Source organism: Modicisalibacter luteus DSM 23508 (genome assembly GCF_000378505.1).
Lineage (GTDB): Bacteria > Pseudomonadota > Gammaproteobacteria > Pseudomonadales > Halomonadaceae > Modicisalibacter > Modicisalibacter luteus.
In genome coordinates, this window is the sequence record NZ_KB899993.1 from 257,628 (window position 1) to 275,679 (window position 18,052).

At 55.7% G+C, this 18,052-nt stretch carries 18 protein-coding genes; 9 read left to right on the forward strand and 9 right to left on the reverse strand.

What is annotated here, in order from left to right; genetic code table 11:
- Positions 1-119: 119 nt before the first annotated feature.
- The gene (locus F568_RS0109545; RefSeq protein ID WP_019018496.1) at positions 120-455 is read left to right on the forward strand and encodes a hypothetical protein; all 336 of its coding nucleotides are present in this window, start codon (positions 120-122) and stop codon (positions 453-455) included.
- Positions 456-730: 275 nt separating this feature from the next.
- Here F568_RS0109545 and F568_RS0109550 read toward each other — a convergent pair whose 3' ends face one another.
- Together F568_RS0109550 and F568_RS0109560 are read right to left on the reverse strand one after the other, a co-directional pair.
- Positions 731-1,147: a hypothetical protein gene (locus tag F568_RS0109550; protein ID WP_019018497.1), complete on the reverse strand. Its 417-nt coding sequence runs from the start codon at positions 1,145-1,147 to the stop codon at positions 731-733.
- A gap of 1,374 nt (positions 1,148-2,521) precedes the next feature.
- Entirely contained in the window at positions 2,522-3,037 is a 516-nt protein-coding gene (locus F568_RS0109560) for an Hsp20 family protein (RefSeq protein ID WP_019018499.1), read from the reverse strand.
- A 408-nt stretch (positions 3,038-3,445) separates the two neighbouring features.
- Here F568_RS0109560 and F568_RS0109565 point away from each other — a divergent pair, with 408 nt between their 5' ends.
- Complete coding sequence (locus F568_RS0109565; RefSeq protein WP_019018500.1) at positions 3,446-4,624, forward strand: acyl-CoA dehydrogenase; 1,179 nt, start codon at positions 3,446-3,448, stop codon at positions 4,622-4,624.
- 25 nt (positions 4,625-4,649) lie between these two features.
- Complete coding sequence (locus F568_RS0109570) at positions 4,650-5,873, forward strand: CaiB/BaiF CoA transferase family protein (RefSeq protein WP_019018501.1); 1,224 nt, start codon at positions 4,650-4,652, stop codon at positions 5,871-5,873.
- A gap of 489 nt (positions 5,874-6,362) precedes the next feature.
- Here the strand turns inward: F568_RS0109570 and F568_RS22560 are convergent, their stop codons facing one another.
- Positions 6,363-7,139 (reverse strand): IclR family transcriptional regulator, encoded by a 777-nt coding sequence (locus F568_RS22560; RefSeq protein WP_019018502.1) that lies wholly within the window; start codon positions 7,137-7,139, stop codon positions 6,363-6,365.
- A 124-nt stretch (positions 7,140-7,263) separates the two neighbouring features.
- Between F568_RS22560 and F568_RS0109580 the strand changes: the two genes are divergently transcribed.
- The 5 genes from F568_RS0109580 (at position 7,264) to F568_RS0109600 (ending at position 11,539) form a co-directional block, all read left to right on the forward strand.
- A complete protein-coding gene (locus tag F568_RS0109580; RefSeq protein ID WP_019018503.1) occupies positions 7,264-7,788 on the forward strand; it encodes a 2,4'-dihydroxyacetophenone dioxygenase family protein in 525 nt (174 codons plus the stop codon).
- Between the two features lie 69 nt (positions 7,789-7,857).
- A complete protein-coding gene (locus tag F568_RS0109585) occupies positions 7,858-8,832 on the forward strand; it encodes a Bug family tripartite tricarboxylate transporter substrate binding protein (protein ID WP_019018504.1) in 975 nt (324 codons plus the stop codon).
- 12 nt (positions 8,833-8,844) lie between these two features.
- The gene (locus F568_RS0109590; protein ID WP_019018505.1) at positions 8,845-9,315 is read left to right on the forward strand and encodes a tripartite tricarboxylate transporter TctB family protein; all 471 of its coding nucleotides are present in this window, start codon (positions 8,845-8,847) and stop codon (positions 9,313-9,315) included.
- Positions 9,315-10,829 carry a tripartite tricarboxylate transporter permease gene (locus F568_RS0109595; RefSeq protein ID WP_019018506.1) on the forward strand — a complete coding sequence of 505 codons (1,515 nt, stop codon included), beginning with the start codon at positions 9,315-9,317 and terminating at the stop codon, positions 10,827-10,829. Before F568_RS0109590 ends, F568_RS0109595 begins: the two co-directional genes overlap by 1 nt.
- A gap of 11 nt (positions 10,830-10,840) precedes the next feature.
- Entirely contained in the window at positions 10,841-11,539 is a 699-nt protein-coding gene (locus F568_RS0109600; RefSeq protein WP_019018507.1) for an SDR family NAD(P)-dependent oxidoreductase, read from the forward strand.
- A gap of 291 nt (positions 11,540-11,830) precedes the next feature.
- Here F568_RS0109600 and F568_RS0109605 read toward each other — a convergent pair whose 3' ends face one another.
- The 6 genes from F568_RS0109605 to F568_RS25690 form a co-directional block, all read right to left on the reverse strand.
- Positions 11,831-12,106: a hypothetical protein gene (locus tag F568_RS0109605; RefSeq protein WP_156817390.1), complete on the reverse strand. Its 276-nt coding sequence runs from the start codon at positions 12,104-12,106 to the stop codon at positions 11,831-11,833.
- A gap of 829 nt (positions 12,107-12,935) precedes the next feature.
- Entirely contained in the window at positions 12,936-14,102 is a 1,167-nt protein-coding gene (locus F568_RS23880) for a polysaccharide lyase (protein ID WP_340139747.1), read from the reverse strand.
- 436 nt (positions 14,103-14,538) lie between these two features.
- Entirely contained in the window at positions 14,539-14,703 is a 165-nt protein-coding gene (locus F568_RS24915) for a hypothetical protein (RefSeq protein ID WP_019018510.1), read from the reverse strand.
- Positions 14,704-15,020: 317 nt separating this feature from the next.
- Positions 15,021-15,233 carry a hypothetical protein gene (locus F568_RS0109625; RefSeq protein WP_019018512.1) on the reverse strand — a complete coding sequence of 71 codons (213 nt, stop codon included), beginning with the start codon at positions 15,231-15,233 and terminating at the stop codon, positions 15,021-15,023.
- Between the two features lie 22 nt (positions 15,234-15,255).
- Complete coding sequence (locus tag F568_RS0109630) at positions 15,256-15,474, reverse strand: hypothetical protein (protein WP_019018513.1); 219 nt, start codon at positions 15,472-15,474, stop codon at positions 15,256-15,258.
- 239 nt (positions 15,475-15,713) lie between these two features.
- Positions 15,714-15,866 (reverse strand): recombination-associated protein RdgC, encoded by a 153-nt coding sequence (locus F568_RS25690; protein ID WP_019018514.1) that lies wholly within the window; start codon positions 15,864-15,866, stop codon positions 15,714-15,716.
- A gap of 730 nt (positions 15,867-16,596) precedes the next feature.
- On the opposite strand from F568_RS25690, the gene F568_RS0109640 reads away from it, so the two are divergent.
- On the forward strand, positions 16,597-18,048 hold the full coding sequence (locus F568_RS0109640) for an ATPase domain-containing protein (protein WP_019018515.1): 1,452 nt from the start codon (positions 16,597-16,599) through the stop codon (positions 18,046-18,048).
- The last annotated feature ends 4 nt before the right edge of the window (positions 18,049-18,052 follow it).

The following is an 18,052-nucleotide window of genomic DNA, read 5'->3' on the forward strand; positions in this document are numbered from 1 at the left end:
TTCATTACGACTTTAGTCTAACTCAATTTTGACAAGTGCAGGGCTCGGCTCATACTGTGCGCACAACGTTAGCTTGCTAATAAACACGGTAAGCCAACGGCATCCAAAGGAGAGTCGAGATGAAAAAATTCTTTTCTGCCAAAGCACTTGCAGCGGTTTCAATGGTTGTTGCGTTTCCTATGGTTGCCAGCGCAAATAGCGCAACCTTGGAGAAAGCCTATGAGCGTCTGCATCAGCCGCTGAATACTGAGATCGGCAACGATGCTCAGCGCGACCGTGCCAACGAGCCTGCCTATAAGGTCAATGTCTATACAGGTGATAGCTATGCGATGAACGAAGCACGGCAGCGGATTCAGGAGCAGACGAAGCACGCAACAAACGTAGGCAATGGGGATATGCCGAATGCTAGCTCTCAGACTGATAGCGAAGCCCTACCGCATGGACGAGACTGGTAAACCTATTAGCCGTGAATGAGTGCAAAGTAATCCAGAACCCGGTCATTTGGCCGGGTTTTTTTATATCGCTCATTTGCCATGGCGAAAGAAGCCGCCATGAGACGGCTTTGCATTTTTGCCGCGCCAGTAAACGGGCTTTTCTCTGATGCCGGTTACTCTTGAATGAGCCTAGCTAGTGACGGGAGTGGGGAGCTTCGCTAGACAAGAGGAAGGCTAGGGCAGCCTCGGCTGGTGGCATCCGCCAAGAGCGATAAGATTGAATGTGCTGCAGTTGCCTACTCTCCTCCTAACCGTACTCGGCTTCCCGCATAATCCCCGCTCGGATACTTAGTCTCTTCTGCCTGGTGCTGATCGATGCAAAGCGTCACGTCGGTGGGGGTTGTGCCGTATTCGGTCCGGATTTCTTCGAAAGCTGCCCGCATGTGCTTATTGATGATCGCGGCCATGGCGTCCTTGGTGGCTTGGTACTCTGTGATAGTTTTGTCGATACCGGCAGGATGAGGTTGGGCTTCCTCGGACCGATTAGGGCCCTTTGAAGAAGCTTCACTTTCGTAGGTATTGGGGCTTTCGCCGGTATAGGCGCGCAATGAGTCGATGAGCTCATCGATTACCTTTTCATCCCCTTGCCGCGCACGAGATGCCAGCTCGCCAGCTCGGGCCAGATTTTTGATCAGTCGGTCGAAATCACTCATGGCATTCTCTCCCTTCAGTGCCTTAGGAATAGGGGCCTCTCAGGCACTCTAGCATTGTCAGGCGCATTCGCTTGGCCTGCCTCATTTGCGTGGCCGACTACACTGCACTGATAAAGGCCTTGGACTCCCCTGGGCCGTCTTGTTTATGGCTTGCTTGGCCGCTATAGGGATGGGCCGTTGCTATCTTTCGAGCGGCACTAGGACAGCCTGCATTGGCCAAAGCTAGGGTAGACAATGATATTCATCAAGGCGGGGCATAGGCATTCTGCTGCCTTGTTCCGATGGTCAAGGCAATGAGTGAATTAACTCACCCTGTAATTCGAAGAAGCCCTACCAGTATGGCAGGGCTTCGCATACTAGTTCTTACACCTTCCATACTTGAAGCAAGGGAGCCTTCACCCCCTCGCGACGAGCCTGGTATTCAGCTGCACGGCGAGCCTGCTCAACTTGTTGAAGGCTGACCGGAGCTTCATATTCCGACTCGAGCTCGGCGGGGCTAGCAGGGAAGGGGTCGGATGATCCCAAACGTACGCGGACAGAGCGAAGGACTCGCTGCGTCATGGACATGGTTGCTCTCCTTGTCGTTGCTTAGGCTTCACTGCCTCTCGTACACGATAATACACAAAGCGTTACGTTTACAGACCTAAAGCCACTGGCACTTGCCCTAGGCACGAGTAGGAGCATCAAGCAGATGTCTCCCCTCGGATACTACGCAGCCCAGTCGCTGACGCGTACGCATAGACTAAATTACGCGCGAGCATTTCGCTTACATGAGGCAGGGTGCAACAGCGTTGTCGTGGACGTTTGCGTCAAGGGGAATCCGGTAGGTGAGCATCACACTAGTTTGACCCCTAACAAACTCATGGTTACGGTGGGCGTGCATACATACACTTACGCAGGGGATATATGCATATACTACTTGTATGCTATGAACTTCACATGAACTCAGCTTACGAAGGGTTCTACGATATTCTTGAATCCTACGATCATTGTTGGGCCATGGACAACCACTGCCTGCTGAGAACCAGCTCAAACGCTGAAGATGTCCGGAATCAGCTATATCCTTGTATTGGCGGGCATGATTCATTGATGGTTTGTCGCTTCAGTAGCGACTGGTCCGGGATAAGCGATGACGCTGAAAAGTGGGTTGGAGAAAGGAGCAAGTAACGACCACCGACGGTAGAGATTCTGTTTTTCCATTTCCAGCCACAACAACTATCAGATAAGAAACGTGAAATGTAATTATCTCCCAGCGAAAATTTTTCGTGGAGATAAGTGGCGTTAGAGGCCAAGGGCAGCATTATAAACGCCGTACTCTCGGTGAAATCGAAAAAGAAGCCCCGCCGAAGCGGGGCTGACAGACCGAACTTGGCGTTATGCAGAGGTCCTCATCTGAGCCGGCTCCTCGACTCGCTCTGCCTGCTTGGACTCGAGTTGTCGCACTCGGGACTGATCTTGGCCGATTGCGTTGATCTCGATTTCGCGCGGTTTCTCTGCTTCAGGAATTTCGCGCAACAAATCGATGACCAACAAGCCGTTTTCAAGACGAGCCCCCTGGACCTCAATATGGTCCTCGAGCCGGTAAGTCAGCTTGAAGGAACGCTGCGCAATGCCTTGGTGCATGTAAGAGACATTATCCGCGCCTTTCTCATCGGCCTTGGAACCAGATACCGTCAGAACACCTCCCTCGAGCTTGATACTCAAGTCTTTTTCGGTGAAGCCGGCAACCGCCAAAACAATTCGGTACTCGTTGTCGCCATGCTTCTCGACATTGTACGGAGGGAAGCTGGACGTAGTGGTGCCTTCGAATGCACGCTCGAACAGATCGTTAAAGCGATCAAAGCCGATTGAATGACGGAAGAGCGGTTCCAGAGAGAATGCAGTGTTCATGGATATGTCCTCCCTAGTGTCTAGCGAAGTCATACCTTCAGCTACGAGATCCGCTTGGCGGCATCCCGTCTCGAAGGGTTCTGCCTTTCGGCAAATCACAAAATATGGGCGGCTGCTAGAGGTTCAAGGAAGTTTTTGGTAAAAAAATGTAATGCTTGCGCAGACCACCTCGAAAGCCCTTTGTGAAATCGTCGCTCCCTGGCGTTGTTATGCTGTTCGCACGCACTAGCATCTTCTAGACAGCCCTATTTTGTTATCCCTTCCGGGCGCCGAGGAAAGGCTATGTCCTCGAGGCTAAAAATGTCGATATTATCTATTTATGTCGACAAAATGTTCTGGGGGCGGTTATGTTGATCATCGTAACTGACACTAACCGGATCGGCAGGTGCCTTTAACCAGGAGAGCGTTATGAGTTCGTTTCAGTGGGATGATCCCCTTCTGCTAGCCCAGCAACTGACCGATGAGGAGCGTCAGATACAGGAGGCAGCGCATGTGTATAGCCAGGAGAAGCTTCAGCCTCGGGTGCTGAGCGCCTTCCGGGAGGAGCGATTTGATCGTGACATCCTGCATGAGATGGGTGAGCTGGGCCTGCTAGGAGCGACAACGGCCGAAACCTATGGCGGTGCCGGTGTGGGCCATGTCGCCTATGGGCTGATTGCGCGCGAAGTGGAGCGAGTCGATTCGGGATACCGCTCAGCCATGAGCGTACAGTCTTCTCTGGTGATGCATCCAATAGAGGCCTATGGCAGTGAGGAACAGAAACAGCGCTACTTGCCTCGCTTGGCCACGGGGGAGCTGGTAGGGTGCTTCGGGCTCACCGAGCCAGACTTCGGTTCAGACCCGGGCGGCATGCGGAGCCGCGCCCGAAAGGTAGAAGGCGGCTATCGCCTGTCGGGGCAGAAGATGTGGATCACCAACAGTCCCATCGCTGACCTGGCGATTGTCTGGGCAAAGTCCGATGCGCATGACGACAAGATCAAGGGCTTTATCGTCGAGCGTGATACTGAAGGGTTCAGCACCCCGACTATCCACGGCAAGGTGTCGCTGCGCGCTTCGATCACCGGCGAGATCGTTCTTGACGATGCCTTTGTGCCGGACGATGCGTTGTTGCCCGGGGCCAGTGGGCTTGGCGGTCCATTTGGCTGCCTTAACAAGGCCCGCTATGGCATAGCCTGGGGATCCATGGGGGCTGCCGAATTTTGCTGGCATGCCGCTCGCCAATATACGCTGGAACGCAAGCAGTTTGGTCGCCCCCTGGCTGCCAACCAGATTGTTCAGCTCAAGCTCGCTAACATGCAGACCGAGATCACCCTGGGCTTGCAAGCTTGCCTGCAAGTTGGACGGCTGCTGGACATGAAGCAGGGTACCCCGGAAATGATCTCTTTAATCAAGCGCAACAATACCGGCAAGGCGCTGGACATTGCCCGCCATGCCCGAGATATGCATGGCGGAAATGGCATTTCCGATGAGTACGGCGTGATCCGCCATATGGTGAACCTGGAAACGGTGAACACCTACGAAGGGACCCATGATATTCATGCATTGATTCTTGGGCGGGCACAGACCGGCATCCAAGCGTTCTGCTAGACCAGCCAACAGAAGGAAGGTGGCGATGCGAAAGCCGCTGGAGGGAATAAGAGTGTTGGACATGTCCCGGGTGTTGGCTGGTCCTTGGTGTGGCCAGCAACTCGCCGACATGGGAGCGGAAGTGATCAAGGTCGAGCGGCCCGACAGCGGTGATGATACACGCGCCTGGGGGCCGCCATGGCTGGCTGGCACCCGTGAATCCGCTTATTTCCTCAGCGCTAACCGGGGCAAGCGCTCCGTTGGCGTGAATATCGCCTCGCTAGAAGGCCAGCAGCTTATCCGAGATCTGGTGAGCCAGTGCGATGTGCTTATCGAAAACTTCAAGGCCGGTGGTCTCAAGTCTTACGGGCTGGACTATGCCAGCCTGAAGGTTATCAAGCCTGATCTGATCTATTGCTCGATTACCGGCTTCGGTCAGGATGGGCCTTACGCTCACCGTGCTGGTTATGACTTTATTATCCAGGGCATGGGCGGATTGATGAGTTTGACCGGTCAGCCCGACGGAGCCCCTGGTGGCGAGCCGATGAAGGCGGGCGTGGCGTTGACCGACATCTTTACTGGTATGTATGCCGCCAATGCCATACTGGCTGCACTCTGGGAGCGCAAGCGGACGGGCGAGGGGGGGCATATCGACATGGCTCTACTGGATGTTCAGGTGGGTGTGCTGGCCAACCAGGCCCTCAACTACCTAACCAGTGGCGAGGTGCCTCGCCGTCTTGGCAATGCTCATCCCAATATCGTGCCCTACCAGGTCTTCCCGAGTGCTGATGGCCATCTCATCGTGACGGTGGGCAACGACGGCCAGTTTCGGCGTTTTTGTCAGGTGCTGGGGTGTGAAGAATGGGCTGACGATCCACGATTTGCCACGAACAGTGCCAGGGTGGCGTATCGGGACGTGCTGATTCCGGACATCAGCCAGCTGTTGGCGATGCGCTCCACGGATAATTGGTTAGCCGAGCTTGAGACGGCCGGCGTGCCCTGTGGGCCGATCAATACCCTCGACAAAGTGTTTGATGATCCGCAGGTGCGCCATCGAGGCATGCGCCTGCCTTTACCGCATCCCAAGACTGGCCAGGTCGATCTCGTCGGCAATCCGATTCGCATTGACGGTCAGCGCCTAGCGGCTGATACACCGCCACCTGCCTTGGGTGAGCACAGTGAAGAGGTGCTTAGCCAGCTGCTTGGACTCGATGAAGAGACACTTGCTGGCCTGAGAAAGCGGGGAGTGATAAGCGGCTCAGGGAGTTAACGTTCCGGCCGCTGAGAAAAAGGCGTCATGTAAATACATGGCAGTCGTATCAGTGACCATTCCTCCATAGCCGAAGAAGAGCTTTCCTCAAGCTGCTACTGCCGGCCAGGTTGGTTGTTACCCGGGCGTTGGCCGCATGTTCAAAACCCATAGTTGGCTCTCGACGGCGGGTCGGTGCAATTCCCATACGAAACCGGGCCACATCCACTGTACGTTGCGATTCGCTCATCGTTCCTCCTGAACAGCCTGCCATAACTTCGATAACGTTCTATTTACACATTAGTACAGAACCGTTTACGCACAAGACGATTAGCTTCATCGCACCAGGTTGGGTTTTATCGTCCTTTCAACTTCGGGCCAGATGAGTAAGCTCGCAATTTTTTGCCTTCGCCAGGTCCCATTAACGTATACGGAAGAGGTATATGGAGTACGCCGCTATGGAGATGGAAAGCACCACTATGGGGACTTGGCCTGGAGGAACAGCCGACGTTATTTCAGTGCCTTGAGGTGCGCTGCAATGCTTTGCACGATATGGGAAGCAGTATCCTCCTTTAAGCGGTAGCAGGGCACACTGACACTGATGGCGCCAGCGACTCGCCCGTCCACGCCATGTACCGCATGGCCGAAACAGATGATTCCCGCCTCGTTCTCTTCATCGTCGATGGCATAGCCTCGCTGGCGGGTTCGAAGCAATTCGTTACGCAGGGCGCCCCGGTCCGTCAGTGTCCGTTCCGTTATGGCCTCGAGCTGAAGCTGGACAAGGTATTGCTCACGGCTCTCCTCGTCCAGCGCCGCCAGGTAGGCCTTGCCCACCGAGGTCGAGTGCATGGGCACTGGCATGCCGATGTAGGAAGCCATGCGCACGGCTTCCGCCGACTCGACCTTGTCGATGAATGTCATATGGCAGCCATACGGCACGCCCAAGTGAACGGTTTCACCGGTGTCCTTACTGATGAGATACATCAGGCCGCGTACACGCTCGCGCAGATTGCTGCGAGTGAGTGACTGCTGTGCAAGATGAATAAGTTGTCGCCCGAGGACGTATTCGCCTCCCAGCGGATTGCGCTCGATAAAGCCTTCTTTCTCCAACGTGTTAAGCAGTCGATAGACGGTAGGGCGGGGCATACCTAGCCGCTGCTGAATATGCCGTGCGTGAGCATCCTGGCCCAGCTCAGGAATGACCTGAAGCAAACGTAAGCCTTTGGTGACGGCCGCAGCGCCTTGCACCTGGGGGCGCTGGGTATCGGATTCTGCCTTCTCGCTCATCCCACCTCCGCGACGAATGTCTAATACAGCGCCTCCGGCCTGCCATTGACGTAGGCCAAGCCGTGACTTAGCTTTTTATTGTCCATATTATGAACTATATGTCCACATTGTGGACGGAGGGGAGATGGCCGATATCCAGGAAGAACACAAGCGCATGCCGTACCAATATCCTCAGCCGGCTGAGGTGGCGCTGGAAATCGTCGTGCCACATGCCATCCCTGAGGATGAGCGTGTCTGGGTTCCCCAGGCGGAGAATGTGCATTTCCGCCCATTGTGCTTGAACGTGTCGCAAGGGTACTGGGTCAATCTGCTACGCGTTCGCAAGTCCGGTGTGTTGAGCCGCCACCGCCATCCCAATCCGGTCCATGGTGTCGTGCTCAAGGGGCAATGGCGTTACCTCGAACACGATTGGGTTGCTACTGAAGGAAGCTATGTCTACGAGCCTCCCGGTGAAACCCATACCTTGGTTGTGGACGAGGATGTCGAAGAAATGATCACGCTTTTTCAAGTCAATGGCGTGATGTATTACGTCGATCCTTGGGGCAAGCATCTGGGCTTCGAGGACGTTTTTACCAAGGTCGATATGTGCCGCAAGCACTACGAGGCCTGTGGCCTGGGCCGGGATTACGTCGACCAGTTCATCCGCTAATTGTCTGAGCACATCCGCCTGCCTAACTCTAAAAACAACTCTCTAAAAACAAGCAATAAGGAACATGCCATGACTTTCCCCAAAACATCGCTCGCCCTGACTACCGGCCTGCTGGCCTTCGCCCTGTCGGCAGGCGCTGCACAGGCTGACTATCCAGAAAAGCCGATTCAATTGATCGTGCCGTGGTCTGCCGGTGGCGGGACCGATGCTGTTGCACGTCAGCTCGCCAGCGGACTGGAAAAGGAGCTGGGGCAGCAGGTCAATGTCGTCAACCGCACTGGTGGGGCAGGGGTCGTCGGCCACACGGCAATGACCATGGCCAAGCCGGATGGGTATACGCTGGGCTTGCCGACGGCAGAGATCACCACCTACCGGCACATTGGCACGTCACCGATCTCCTACGAGGACCTGACTCCGGTTGCCTTGGTCAACCTGGATGCTGCCGCTTTCAATGTCAGCGCCGACTCGGGCTGGGACAACCTCGATGCGGCACTGGCCGATATCAAGGCGAATCCCGACCAGTACACCGTGTCCGGCTCGGCCCCGGGGGCGGCGTATCACCTGGCCTTCGCCGGTTTCCTCAACCAGCAGGGTATCGACCCCAACTCCGTCGCACTGGTGCCTAGCGAGGGGGCGGCTCCGGGTCTGCAGGAGCTGGCCGCCGGTGGAGTGGATTTCGTGTTCTCGTCGCTGCCCGAGTCCGAGTCCATGCGTCAGGCGGGGCGTGTCGACACGCTGGCAGTCTTTGCAGATGAACGACTAGACGCTTTCCCAGATATTCCTACAGCCGAAGAGCAAACCGGTGAGCCGTGGGCGGCAGGAACCTGGCGCGGCTTGGCCGGCCCCGAAGGGCTGCCGGAAGATGTCGTCACGACGCTGGCCGAGGCAACCCAGAAGGTCTATGAGTCAGAAGAATTCCAGACGTTCATGACGCAGCGCGGCTTCGGCATCGAATGGCGCGGTCCGGAGGAATTCAGGCAGTTCATGGCCGAGGCAGACAAGAATAACAAGGAGATCATCGACAAGCTTGGGTTGGCTCAATAAGCAGGCGCAATCATGCGTATCAACGATCTGATCCTCGGACTCCTGATGGCGCTACTTGGCGCCATCACCGTATGGGCCTCCCGGGATTTTCCCTCGCTCCCGCGTCAGGATTACGGGGCGGGAACCTTTCCCACCCTGATCGGCGCTCTGCTGATCGCGTTGGGCGGGGTGCTTTCGCTGCGCGGCTGGCAGCGTCGCGGTGCCATGTTCGCCTGGCAAGGCGACGTCGCCCTGAAGCATGCCATGATCTGCGTGGCCGCTGTCGTAGGGGCGGTGGTCGGCTACGTGTTGCTGACCCCCATACTAGGATTTCCCATCGTGTCACTGGTGATGCTGACGGCATTGATCGGCTGGCTGACCGGAGGGCGCTGGCGGCTGGCGTTGATCGTCGCGTTCGTGGCTACCTTGCTGATCTGGTTGACCTTCGCTGAATTGCTACTGGTCCCTTTGTCGTTGGGCATCCTGGAAGAGGTGATCTACTGATGGAGGCATTGCAGGAAGCGCTGGGACTTGTACTCGACTGGCAGGTGCTGGCCGTCATCGTCGGGGCCTCCATGTTCGGCCTGTTCATCGGCGCTATACCTGGCCTGACGGCAACCATGGCCACGGCTCTGTTGGTTCCGGTCACCTTTTTCATGGACCCGCTGCCCGCCATTGGTGCGATCGTCTCGGCAACCGCGATGGCCATTGTGGCGGGAGACATACCGGGAGCCTTGCTGCGCATTCCCGGCACGCCAGCCTCCGCAGCCTACACGGATGAAGCCTACCTCATGGGGCGCCAGGGCCGGATCGGCCAGGCGTTGGGCGTCAACCTGGCCTGCTCGGTGATCGGTGGCGTGATAGGTGTGGCGATTCTGGCTTTCTTCGCTCCCTTGGTGGCTGAGTTCGCGATTCAGTTTACTAGTGACGAATACTTCTGGCTGGCTCTGCTCGGCCTGTCGTGCGCCGTTCTGGTGTCGGGATCGGACCCGCTAAAAGGCGCCATTTCCATGCTGCTGGGGCTGCTGGTCTCGATGGTTGGGATGAGTTCGGTGTCGGGCCAGATGCGTTTCATTTTCGGCATTCCCGAACTGCTCAGTGGCATCTCGATCCTCCCGGTACTGATCGGGTTGTTCGCGGTGGCCGAACTGCTGCGCCGCATGCCCGAAATCGGTAGGATTTCCTTACCTACGCCGCCCCCAGTGAAGAAGCCCTTCGAGGGCGTCGGCGGCATGCTCTGGAAGTACAAGGGCGGCATGGCCCGCAGCGGGATACTCGGTACGCTGATCGGAGCGCTTCCCGGCGCCGGGGCAGATATCGCGTCCTGGATCAGTTACGCACTGGCTCGCAGGCTATCGCGCACACCCGAAAAGTTCGGCACGGGACACCCGGAGGGGCTGGTCTCGGCGAGTTCTGCCAATAATGCTGCGTTGTCGGGGGCCTATATTCCGGCGCTGGTGTTCGGCATTCCCGGCGATACCATCACCGCCATCATCATCGGGGTACTGATGATGAAGGGCGTAACGCCCGGCCCCGATGTGTTCACCACCGATGCTGCACTGGTCAACGCTATTTTTATCGTTTTCCTGCTCGCCAATCTGCTGTTATTGCCCCTGGGGTTGGTGGCCGTGCGCGGTGCGCGGCATATCCTCTCCGTGCCGTCCGGGGTGCTCTATCCCCTGATTTTATTGTTCTGCATCGTCGGGGCCTATGCAGCCAATAACAGCATGCTGGATATCTGGCTCATGCTGGGGCTGGGGCTGCTGGCGTACGTCATGGCAGAGAACGACTTTCCCATCGGACCGATGATTCTAGCTGTCATCCTCGGTCCCATTGTCGAAGGTAATTTCCTGCGCTCGATGATCAAGGCCAACGGCGACCTGTTGATGCTGTTCGAACGCCCCATTGCCGCAACTCTGGGTAGTCTTGCCTTGCTGGTATGGGTCGCCATCATCGTTTCCACGTTGTGGTCCATGCGTCGCGCGTCGCGCAAGGCCACGCCATCTCAGAGCGGCTGACAGAGGTAAGGATGAGAACCGTTATTGTCGTAGGGGGAAGCACGGGCATCGGCCAAGCCATCGCCGAGGCCTTTGCCTCACAGGCGGCCGATGTGCATGTCACGGGCATCGAGGCGCCTGATTCCATGGCGCTGGATTTCGAGGCCGGGAAGCACCAACTCGATGTTCGTGATGAGCAGGCTGTCTCTCGATTCTTTTCGCAGTTTTCGAAAATCGATGTGCTCGTTAACTGCGCGGGTGTGATCCGTCGCGGTGGGCAGGAGTTCACCCCAGAGGGCTTTGCCGACGTGGTGGACATCAACCTCAACGGGACCCAGCGTTGTTGTCAGGCGGCACATGAAGCATTGAAAGCGGCCGAAGGCTGTATCATCAATACCGCTTCCATGTTGTCGTTCTTCGGCAGCGGCTTTGTGCCGGCCTACTCCGCCTCCAAGGGTGGCGTGGCCCAGTTGACGCGCTCGCTGGCCATCGCCTGGGCGCCAGTGGGGATTCGCGTCAACGCACTGGCGCCGGGCTGGATCGCCACCGACCTGACCTCGACGCTGACCCAGGATCCCGCGCGTTCTGCCGAACTCGTGGACCGGACCCCGATGGGACGCTGGGGAACGCCGGAAGATCTGGTCGGGCCGGCGCTGTTCCTGGCGTCACCGGGGGCACAATTTGTGACCGGTGCGATCCTGCCCGTGGATGGTGGATATGCCGCGCGCTGATATCGGTACTCCGCATTATGTAGTACCGAGCCTTCTTGTTATCCGGGCTGGTGTACTGCCTTTCAGGCAGTGCCAGTCTCGCAAAGGACAAGCGTAGGCCCTCTTAGAGTATCGGCGGTTTAGCCTGTCGACTGAGCAAACCAAGGGGATCGTCGCCAGTAGAAATAAAGGACTTGAGTGCCGACCTGATTATTTCAAGGAAGCAGGATTAATGAACCGAATACCTGTTACTGGAATTGCGATGACTTCGCGTGTCGAGGATGACATCAACCTGGCCCGATGACGCATGTACTATATTGCCTGAGGATGCTCGTCGACAGGTACCCAGGCCATGTCTTCGAAAAGCGCCAAGAGCATTTGAAACTCGTGGCGAGAACGTTCGGCCTCTGATGGTCTCCCCATGTCTTCCAGCCGCTTGGTAATACTCAGATAATCCTTCAAGATATGCGGGTAGCGATCCTGCACCTCTCGGCCCACCGGCTCGTGACGCGCCAGGGCATAGAGCATCACCGTGAGTGCCATGTAGTCACTTCCTACGCGGCGTGCTTCTGCCTCACGGTTCTCCATGGCCACGCTCGTCAGGTACCAATGGTAATCCTGAATAAGGCTATCCTTATTATGCACTACTGCATTCACGAGGGCTTTGCTGGCAGATGTGCTCGCCTTGAACTCCATTTCTTTTATCCTGTGGCAATCATGCCATGTCAGATAGGTAGACCTTCCATAATCTACTACTTCCACAGTAGGTAGCGAGGCACGGCCTGTCCAGACCCTGAAGAGCAAGAAGTCAGATTGTTTTCCGAGAATCTCTAGCGCTGGTGCTATAGCAGGTTCAAAACTTAACTGAGTATTTCTTTTGGCTACGCTCAGTATTTTTTCCGTTACTTTCGAGAGGTAATTATGACCAAGGTTGTCAGGCGCTTGACTACATATCGAAAATAAATGTGTCGTGTCGTAAATGGCGAGAAATTACTTCAAAAATGATTGGTATATTAATCACGTTATTAAATTAGATTTTGTTGTTCTCGATTCCGGAAGAAATACGGGGTGGGGTTCTATACGTTTGAGTCTTGTAATTAAGCGTGAAATGACTGCGCCGTTTCCTGCTTGGGAAAAAGATGAGCTGGATGGGCTTGGAATGCGTTCGTCTGGACGTGTGGACTTTGTTTATAGGCTGCGGTAGGTGAAGAATCGGAGGCACCGGCACTGTTCGATATCCATCAATTTGCCACTTGCCATAAAGACCTCCTTTGGGCAAACCGTCAGGGCCGGCAGGGCCAGAAAAAAGAAACCGCCTCAAGGGCGGTGTCGTGACGTGCCGTGTTAATTTCTGCTGGCTGTTAAAATTACCATGGTAGAGAGCCGCTCCCTGGACGGCCCGGTTAGCTGTTGCGGCTCACGGCGTGACGATCCTGAAATTACGGGTATCAACCCACTCGTCTCGTGCCGCGGCCCAGGAGTCGTTGCCGCCGCCGAAGAAGATGGTGTGCATGACGCCTTCGATAAGAACGCTGTCTTTCGTGCGCAGGCGCAGGTCGGTTGCTTCTATCACCAGCTCGCCGTCGTACCAGACTTTGATGAAACCGTTGTTCTGGCCGATATGGTTGAGCTTCACTTCTTGCTTGATCTGGTGCCATTCGCCGGAGGTATCAAAGTGAAAGTTGCCACGACCAATCGAGTCGCCGTGGCTTTTCTTCATGTCGGGGTAGTAGAGGTATAATTCTCCCTGAGAATTACGGCGCCACATCATGCGAGCAGTGATTCCATTGTCAGCTTTCTTATGCCCACTTGGAGAGTCTCCTGCCATTAGCCCTGGCAGTTTGCCGCCCTTTACCGGGTCGAAGCCTGGCTTGAAGCGCAGGTCATAGGTGAGGACAGCATGTGTGGCCGAAAGCGTGCGGGTATCGAAACCGGCTCCACGCATCTCGTCTTTCTCCCCGACATAAGCGCCTTTTTCCATGTGCGTACGCAGGAAGGGCCCGCCGGGACCGTCCACGATCTCGATATTTTCCCAACCCCAGCCGCCGTCGTAGACACCGCCGAAGTTATCGAGGATGTTGCGCTTGGTGTTTTTGCCTGGATCAAGGTGCGGCGCATACACCAGCGTGGCTGGAGTGTCCCCTGCTTTCGGATTGCTCGCAGGCGCTGCCGCCGGCTCTGCTGCTAGCTCTGATTGCAGTAGTTCTGTCTGCAAGGGCTCTGTCTCCTTCTGCGCCGGCCCCTGCCCATTGTTTGTGCCCTTGAATTGGTAGCCATGATCACTACCCGAGATCTTGATCGTGGGATCCCACTCTTCGCCAGGCTCGATGGCCTTGTCGGATGTAATGATGTAATCGCTACCGTTTACCTCATACGTCCCGCCCCATACCTCCTCGATAGCGGATGCCAGCGATAGTCGAACACTCAGGGGCTGTTTTCGTCCTGTCGTGTTTTTGACCCATGCTTCTAGAACCATGCCAGCATCCCATTCCGATTTCTCGCGGACACGAATGGGCAGGGGGGCTTCAGCTTGCTCTGGCTCAGGCGTAGATACCAACGCTGCTATCTCCAGTTCAGGAAACATCTTGCTCAACGCTGACTCCATGTGTCGCGCCTGCCCTTCGCTATCGAAGCGAGCCAGCTGTTCGCTCCCTGTACGCTGAACGTCGTTCACTTCCAAGATATCCATGTCGCTCTCCTTTCGTTAGGCAGGAAAACCGCCCGCAGGCGGCATGGTCTGGTTCTGGTTTACTTCCGGTGCCTGGACCCTCACGGACCCAGCTTGGTTGCAGCACCCACGGCGCTCCACATTAGCGTTTAACGCCGATGGCTGTAGGTGCCTGGCGCGTTGCCGTGTGCTTAAGCGATAGCGAACTAGTAGCCATAGGTGGCTTGGGCTTCGACGTATCGCAATTTGTACGCCGGCCATGCTGCCTGGCCACTGATACCTCTAGATATGACGAAGCCGCCCGAGGGCGGCTACATAAGAAGTGCTTTTGTTCTCAGAAGGGGGTATTCGACTAGCTCGGTCCGCCCCATCCCTCGCGCTCTTGCATGGATTCCTGCTTGAGCTGCTGTTGAAGAGACATCACGGACTCGTTTGGATTCTCGCTGTTTTCCTGCTTTAGCGCTACGAATGACACTGCCGCTCCTGCGATCAAGGCACCGAACAAAACTATACGCATCGAGATTCCCTTCCCTGCGTTTTTTCTGAATGTGTATGTACAGCCTATAACTACAATGAGAAATATGCAGTCACAATTTCTCATACTTTTGGGTTAGTTGCTAAGGGGCTTCCATTGCGCCTTGAGCTTGGCAACCGAGTCAGTCTTAGCAGTTTGAGTCGCCGTGGGCCTATTGGCGTCATCAGGTGCCTTAAGGTCCAATAGCCAAGGCAAGATGTATTGGCCCGCTCCTTCCCAAGAGCAGTTGCGGGCCATGATGATTATTCTTAGAATAAGCCGCCTCAAAGGCGGCTATGGGGTCTAAATCCTGTACTGAGCTATTCGGGTTTCATCAGGTCCAGCCATTCGCTGTACGCACGGGCATAAAGCTGTCCTTCGACTAGCTGGTTCTTAGCATCAACGGCTTGGTAGAAGACTACCTTGTCTCCGTTCAGGGTGCCTACGCCTTCGGCGATGCCCATGACTTTGAAACGGCCTCCGCTGGAACGGTGTCGCCATATCTTGTTTCTGAATTCCAGCACCTTCCCCATAGGCGAGACTCCGGTAGCAGCGTCAGCTCTCTCTTAGTTCCGCAATGAATTGAGGAAGCTCATCTGGAGGCAGCGAGGGTGGGGCGCCTGCCGCGTCCCTGATTTGGCTGATAAGCGCTATCAGCGCATAGCCATCTCGCTGCTCAAGCTGTGACTTCATTTCATCCATGCGATAACGCCAATCACGTACGGTTTCTGGAGTGACCTTTAAACCATCAACTACCAAGAATTCCCGTTCCATATGTGCCTCCTATTGTTATGCATTATCGGCTGGAGTCATTAGAAGATAAGCCAGACAGGAGTGGGCGAAGAGCAACGTGACCATTTCGTGACAAAGAAACCGTCTCTGGGCAGAGAAACATCAGCTTATGAAGCATTAGCTCATTCAGTAATTGTTATCGTCAACGTGATGCTTCGATATTCATGCCACGGCGCTCAGCTGCGGCACCTCACCACCCAGCTCCTCGATCAGCATATCGATTACGCACCCAAGGCGATGGCCATCAGCGTAAAATCCATCTCAAGCCTCAGGACAGGATCTTCGCCATCGTCGGCCTGGCTGGCCTCATCGAGGAGGGCATCGGCAAAGCGCAGGCTCTTCAGAGCCAGGTCATCTCTCAGGTCCAGCGACACCTGCTCGTCGATGTTATTGCTCAGTTCTCCAGTGCTTATTCAAGTTAAACAAGAGTATATGAAGCGCCACGTCTGCCGGGCTTGGCAGGCCAAGGAGGGGCGGTGCCATCAGATACATGGCAATGGTCGGTTCGCCCTGCGAATTGCTAGTCGAAAGGCAGGATAGTTTCACCTAAACGTCTTGCCTTATCTGGAAATAAACAACAAATCAGCAAGGGCTAAGCGTTTCGTTGGGTTCGTGCGCACGGGAACCCGAACGTTTGAAGACCATTATAATAACGATGGTGGCGCAGTAATCAGATTTACCGAGGAATGTTCGTCCCCCGAATACCCCCGAATACCAGTAACAGCGGCGCACCGAGCGCACCTGATTTATTCTGCAAGTCATACCTGTCTGCCTCGGTAGCTTGGCGCTTTCCCGACCGGCATCCGATTGCGGCGTGTCGAGCAGGGGACAGTTCGACACAAAGCGGGCAGCTTATAAATGAGTCGCAAGGTTTAATGAAATAAAATCTTGCTAAAGCAACCTTTATTTCAATAACCAAAAGCTATGCTAAGAATCGACATAAATTTGACATTGAAGTGTCATGCTATAGAAATTCTATCGCAAGTATACAGCCCTGCCACTACTGCATGGAATGTTTAGATATGGCCAGCCATATCGAATAATAAGAAAATATGGTATTTCTAATAACAATGTAATTAGACGCTATACAAAGAGTGAGCAGGCATGGCACAGAGCAGTCTTGAGCAGCGGTTATCGACTGGCGTCCGAGGCGTCGATGACATTCTTGGGGGAGGGTTGATCGAGAACCGAAGCTACCTGGTTCGCGGCGGCCCGGGGTCAGGCAAAACGACGCTTGGCTTGCATTTCCTGACTGCCGCCAATCAAGATGAGCCGGTGCTGTTTATTGGTTTTCAGGAGCCGGAAGCACAGATCGAAGCCAATGCCACGTCAGTGGGGCTGGATGTTACGAACGTCAATTTCCTGAGCCTGATTCCCGACGAGCACTTTTTCACCGATCAGCAGGGCTACGATATTTTCTCCTCAGGGGATGTCGAGCAGGAACCGCTGGTGGACGCCATCGTTCAAGCGGTGAATGAGCTTGCCCCCAAACGGGTATTCGTCGACTCCTTGACCCAGCTGCGCTTTCTCTCCGCAGACGCCTACCAGTACCGCAAGCAGGTCATGTCCTTTCTGCGCTTCCTCACGCAACGCGGGGCGACCGTTCTTTTCTCATCCGAGAGCAGCCAGGACATGCCCGACGATGATCTGCAGTTCATGGCTGATGGCGTGCTCAATTTCGACACCGGCCAGGCCGGCTCCATTGTTCGAGTGACGAAGTTCCGGGGCTCGGGGTTCGTCCAGGGACGGCATCACATGCGCCTTGGCACGGCGGGGATGCAAGTCTTCCCCAGGCTGGTTCCTCCTCTAACCCGGACCCCCAACGATGAAGACAAGCTCTGGGGCAGCGGCTCTTTGAGCATCGACGCCATTCTGCATGGGGGATTCGAAGCCGGAACCATTTCGATGATCACCGGGCCGGCCGGCGTGGGCAAGTCGACATTGGCCGCTCAGTTTGCGGCCGCCGCTGCACGCAAAGGAGCGGCCAGCGCCCTGTTCCTGTTTGAGGAAGACGCCACCATTTTCCTGCGCCGCACCCAGAGCCTGGGGTTAGGGCTGCACCAGGCGGTACGCGAGGGGACCGTGGCTATCGAGCCGGTCGAGCCCATGCGCTATCTGGCCGACGAATTCACGTCTGAGGTTCTCCAGCAGGTCACTCAACGGGGCGTTGAGCTAGTCATTCTCGACAGTGTTGCCGGTTTTGGACTCACGCTGGGCGGTGAGGAAATCGAAGAACGCCTGCACACGTTCGCCAAGACACTGGCGAGAATGGGCGTGACCGTCATCTTGGTCAATGAAACTCAGGCCGTCACCGGACAGGAGTTCCAGGCGACCGAGAAGGGCTTCAGTTACCTTTCTGACAACCTGCTCTTTCTGCGCTACATGGAATCGGCGGGGGAGATGAAAAAGGCCCTAGGGGTGCTCAAAAAACGCTTGAGCGGCTTTGATACTGCCCTGCACACCTATGATATCGGTGAAGGTGGGCTGATCGTTCATGAGCCGATAGAAGGCTTGCATAGTGTGCTGTCGGGCATGCCTTCCCAAGACCTTGGCTGACCGG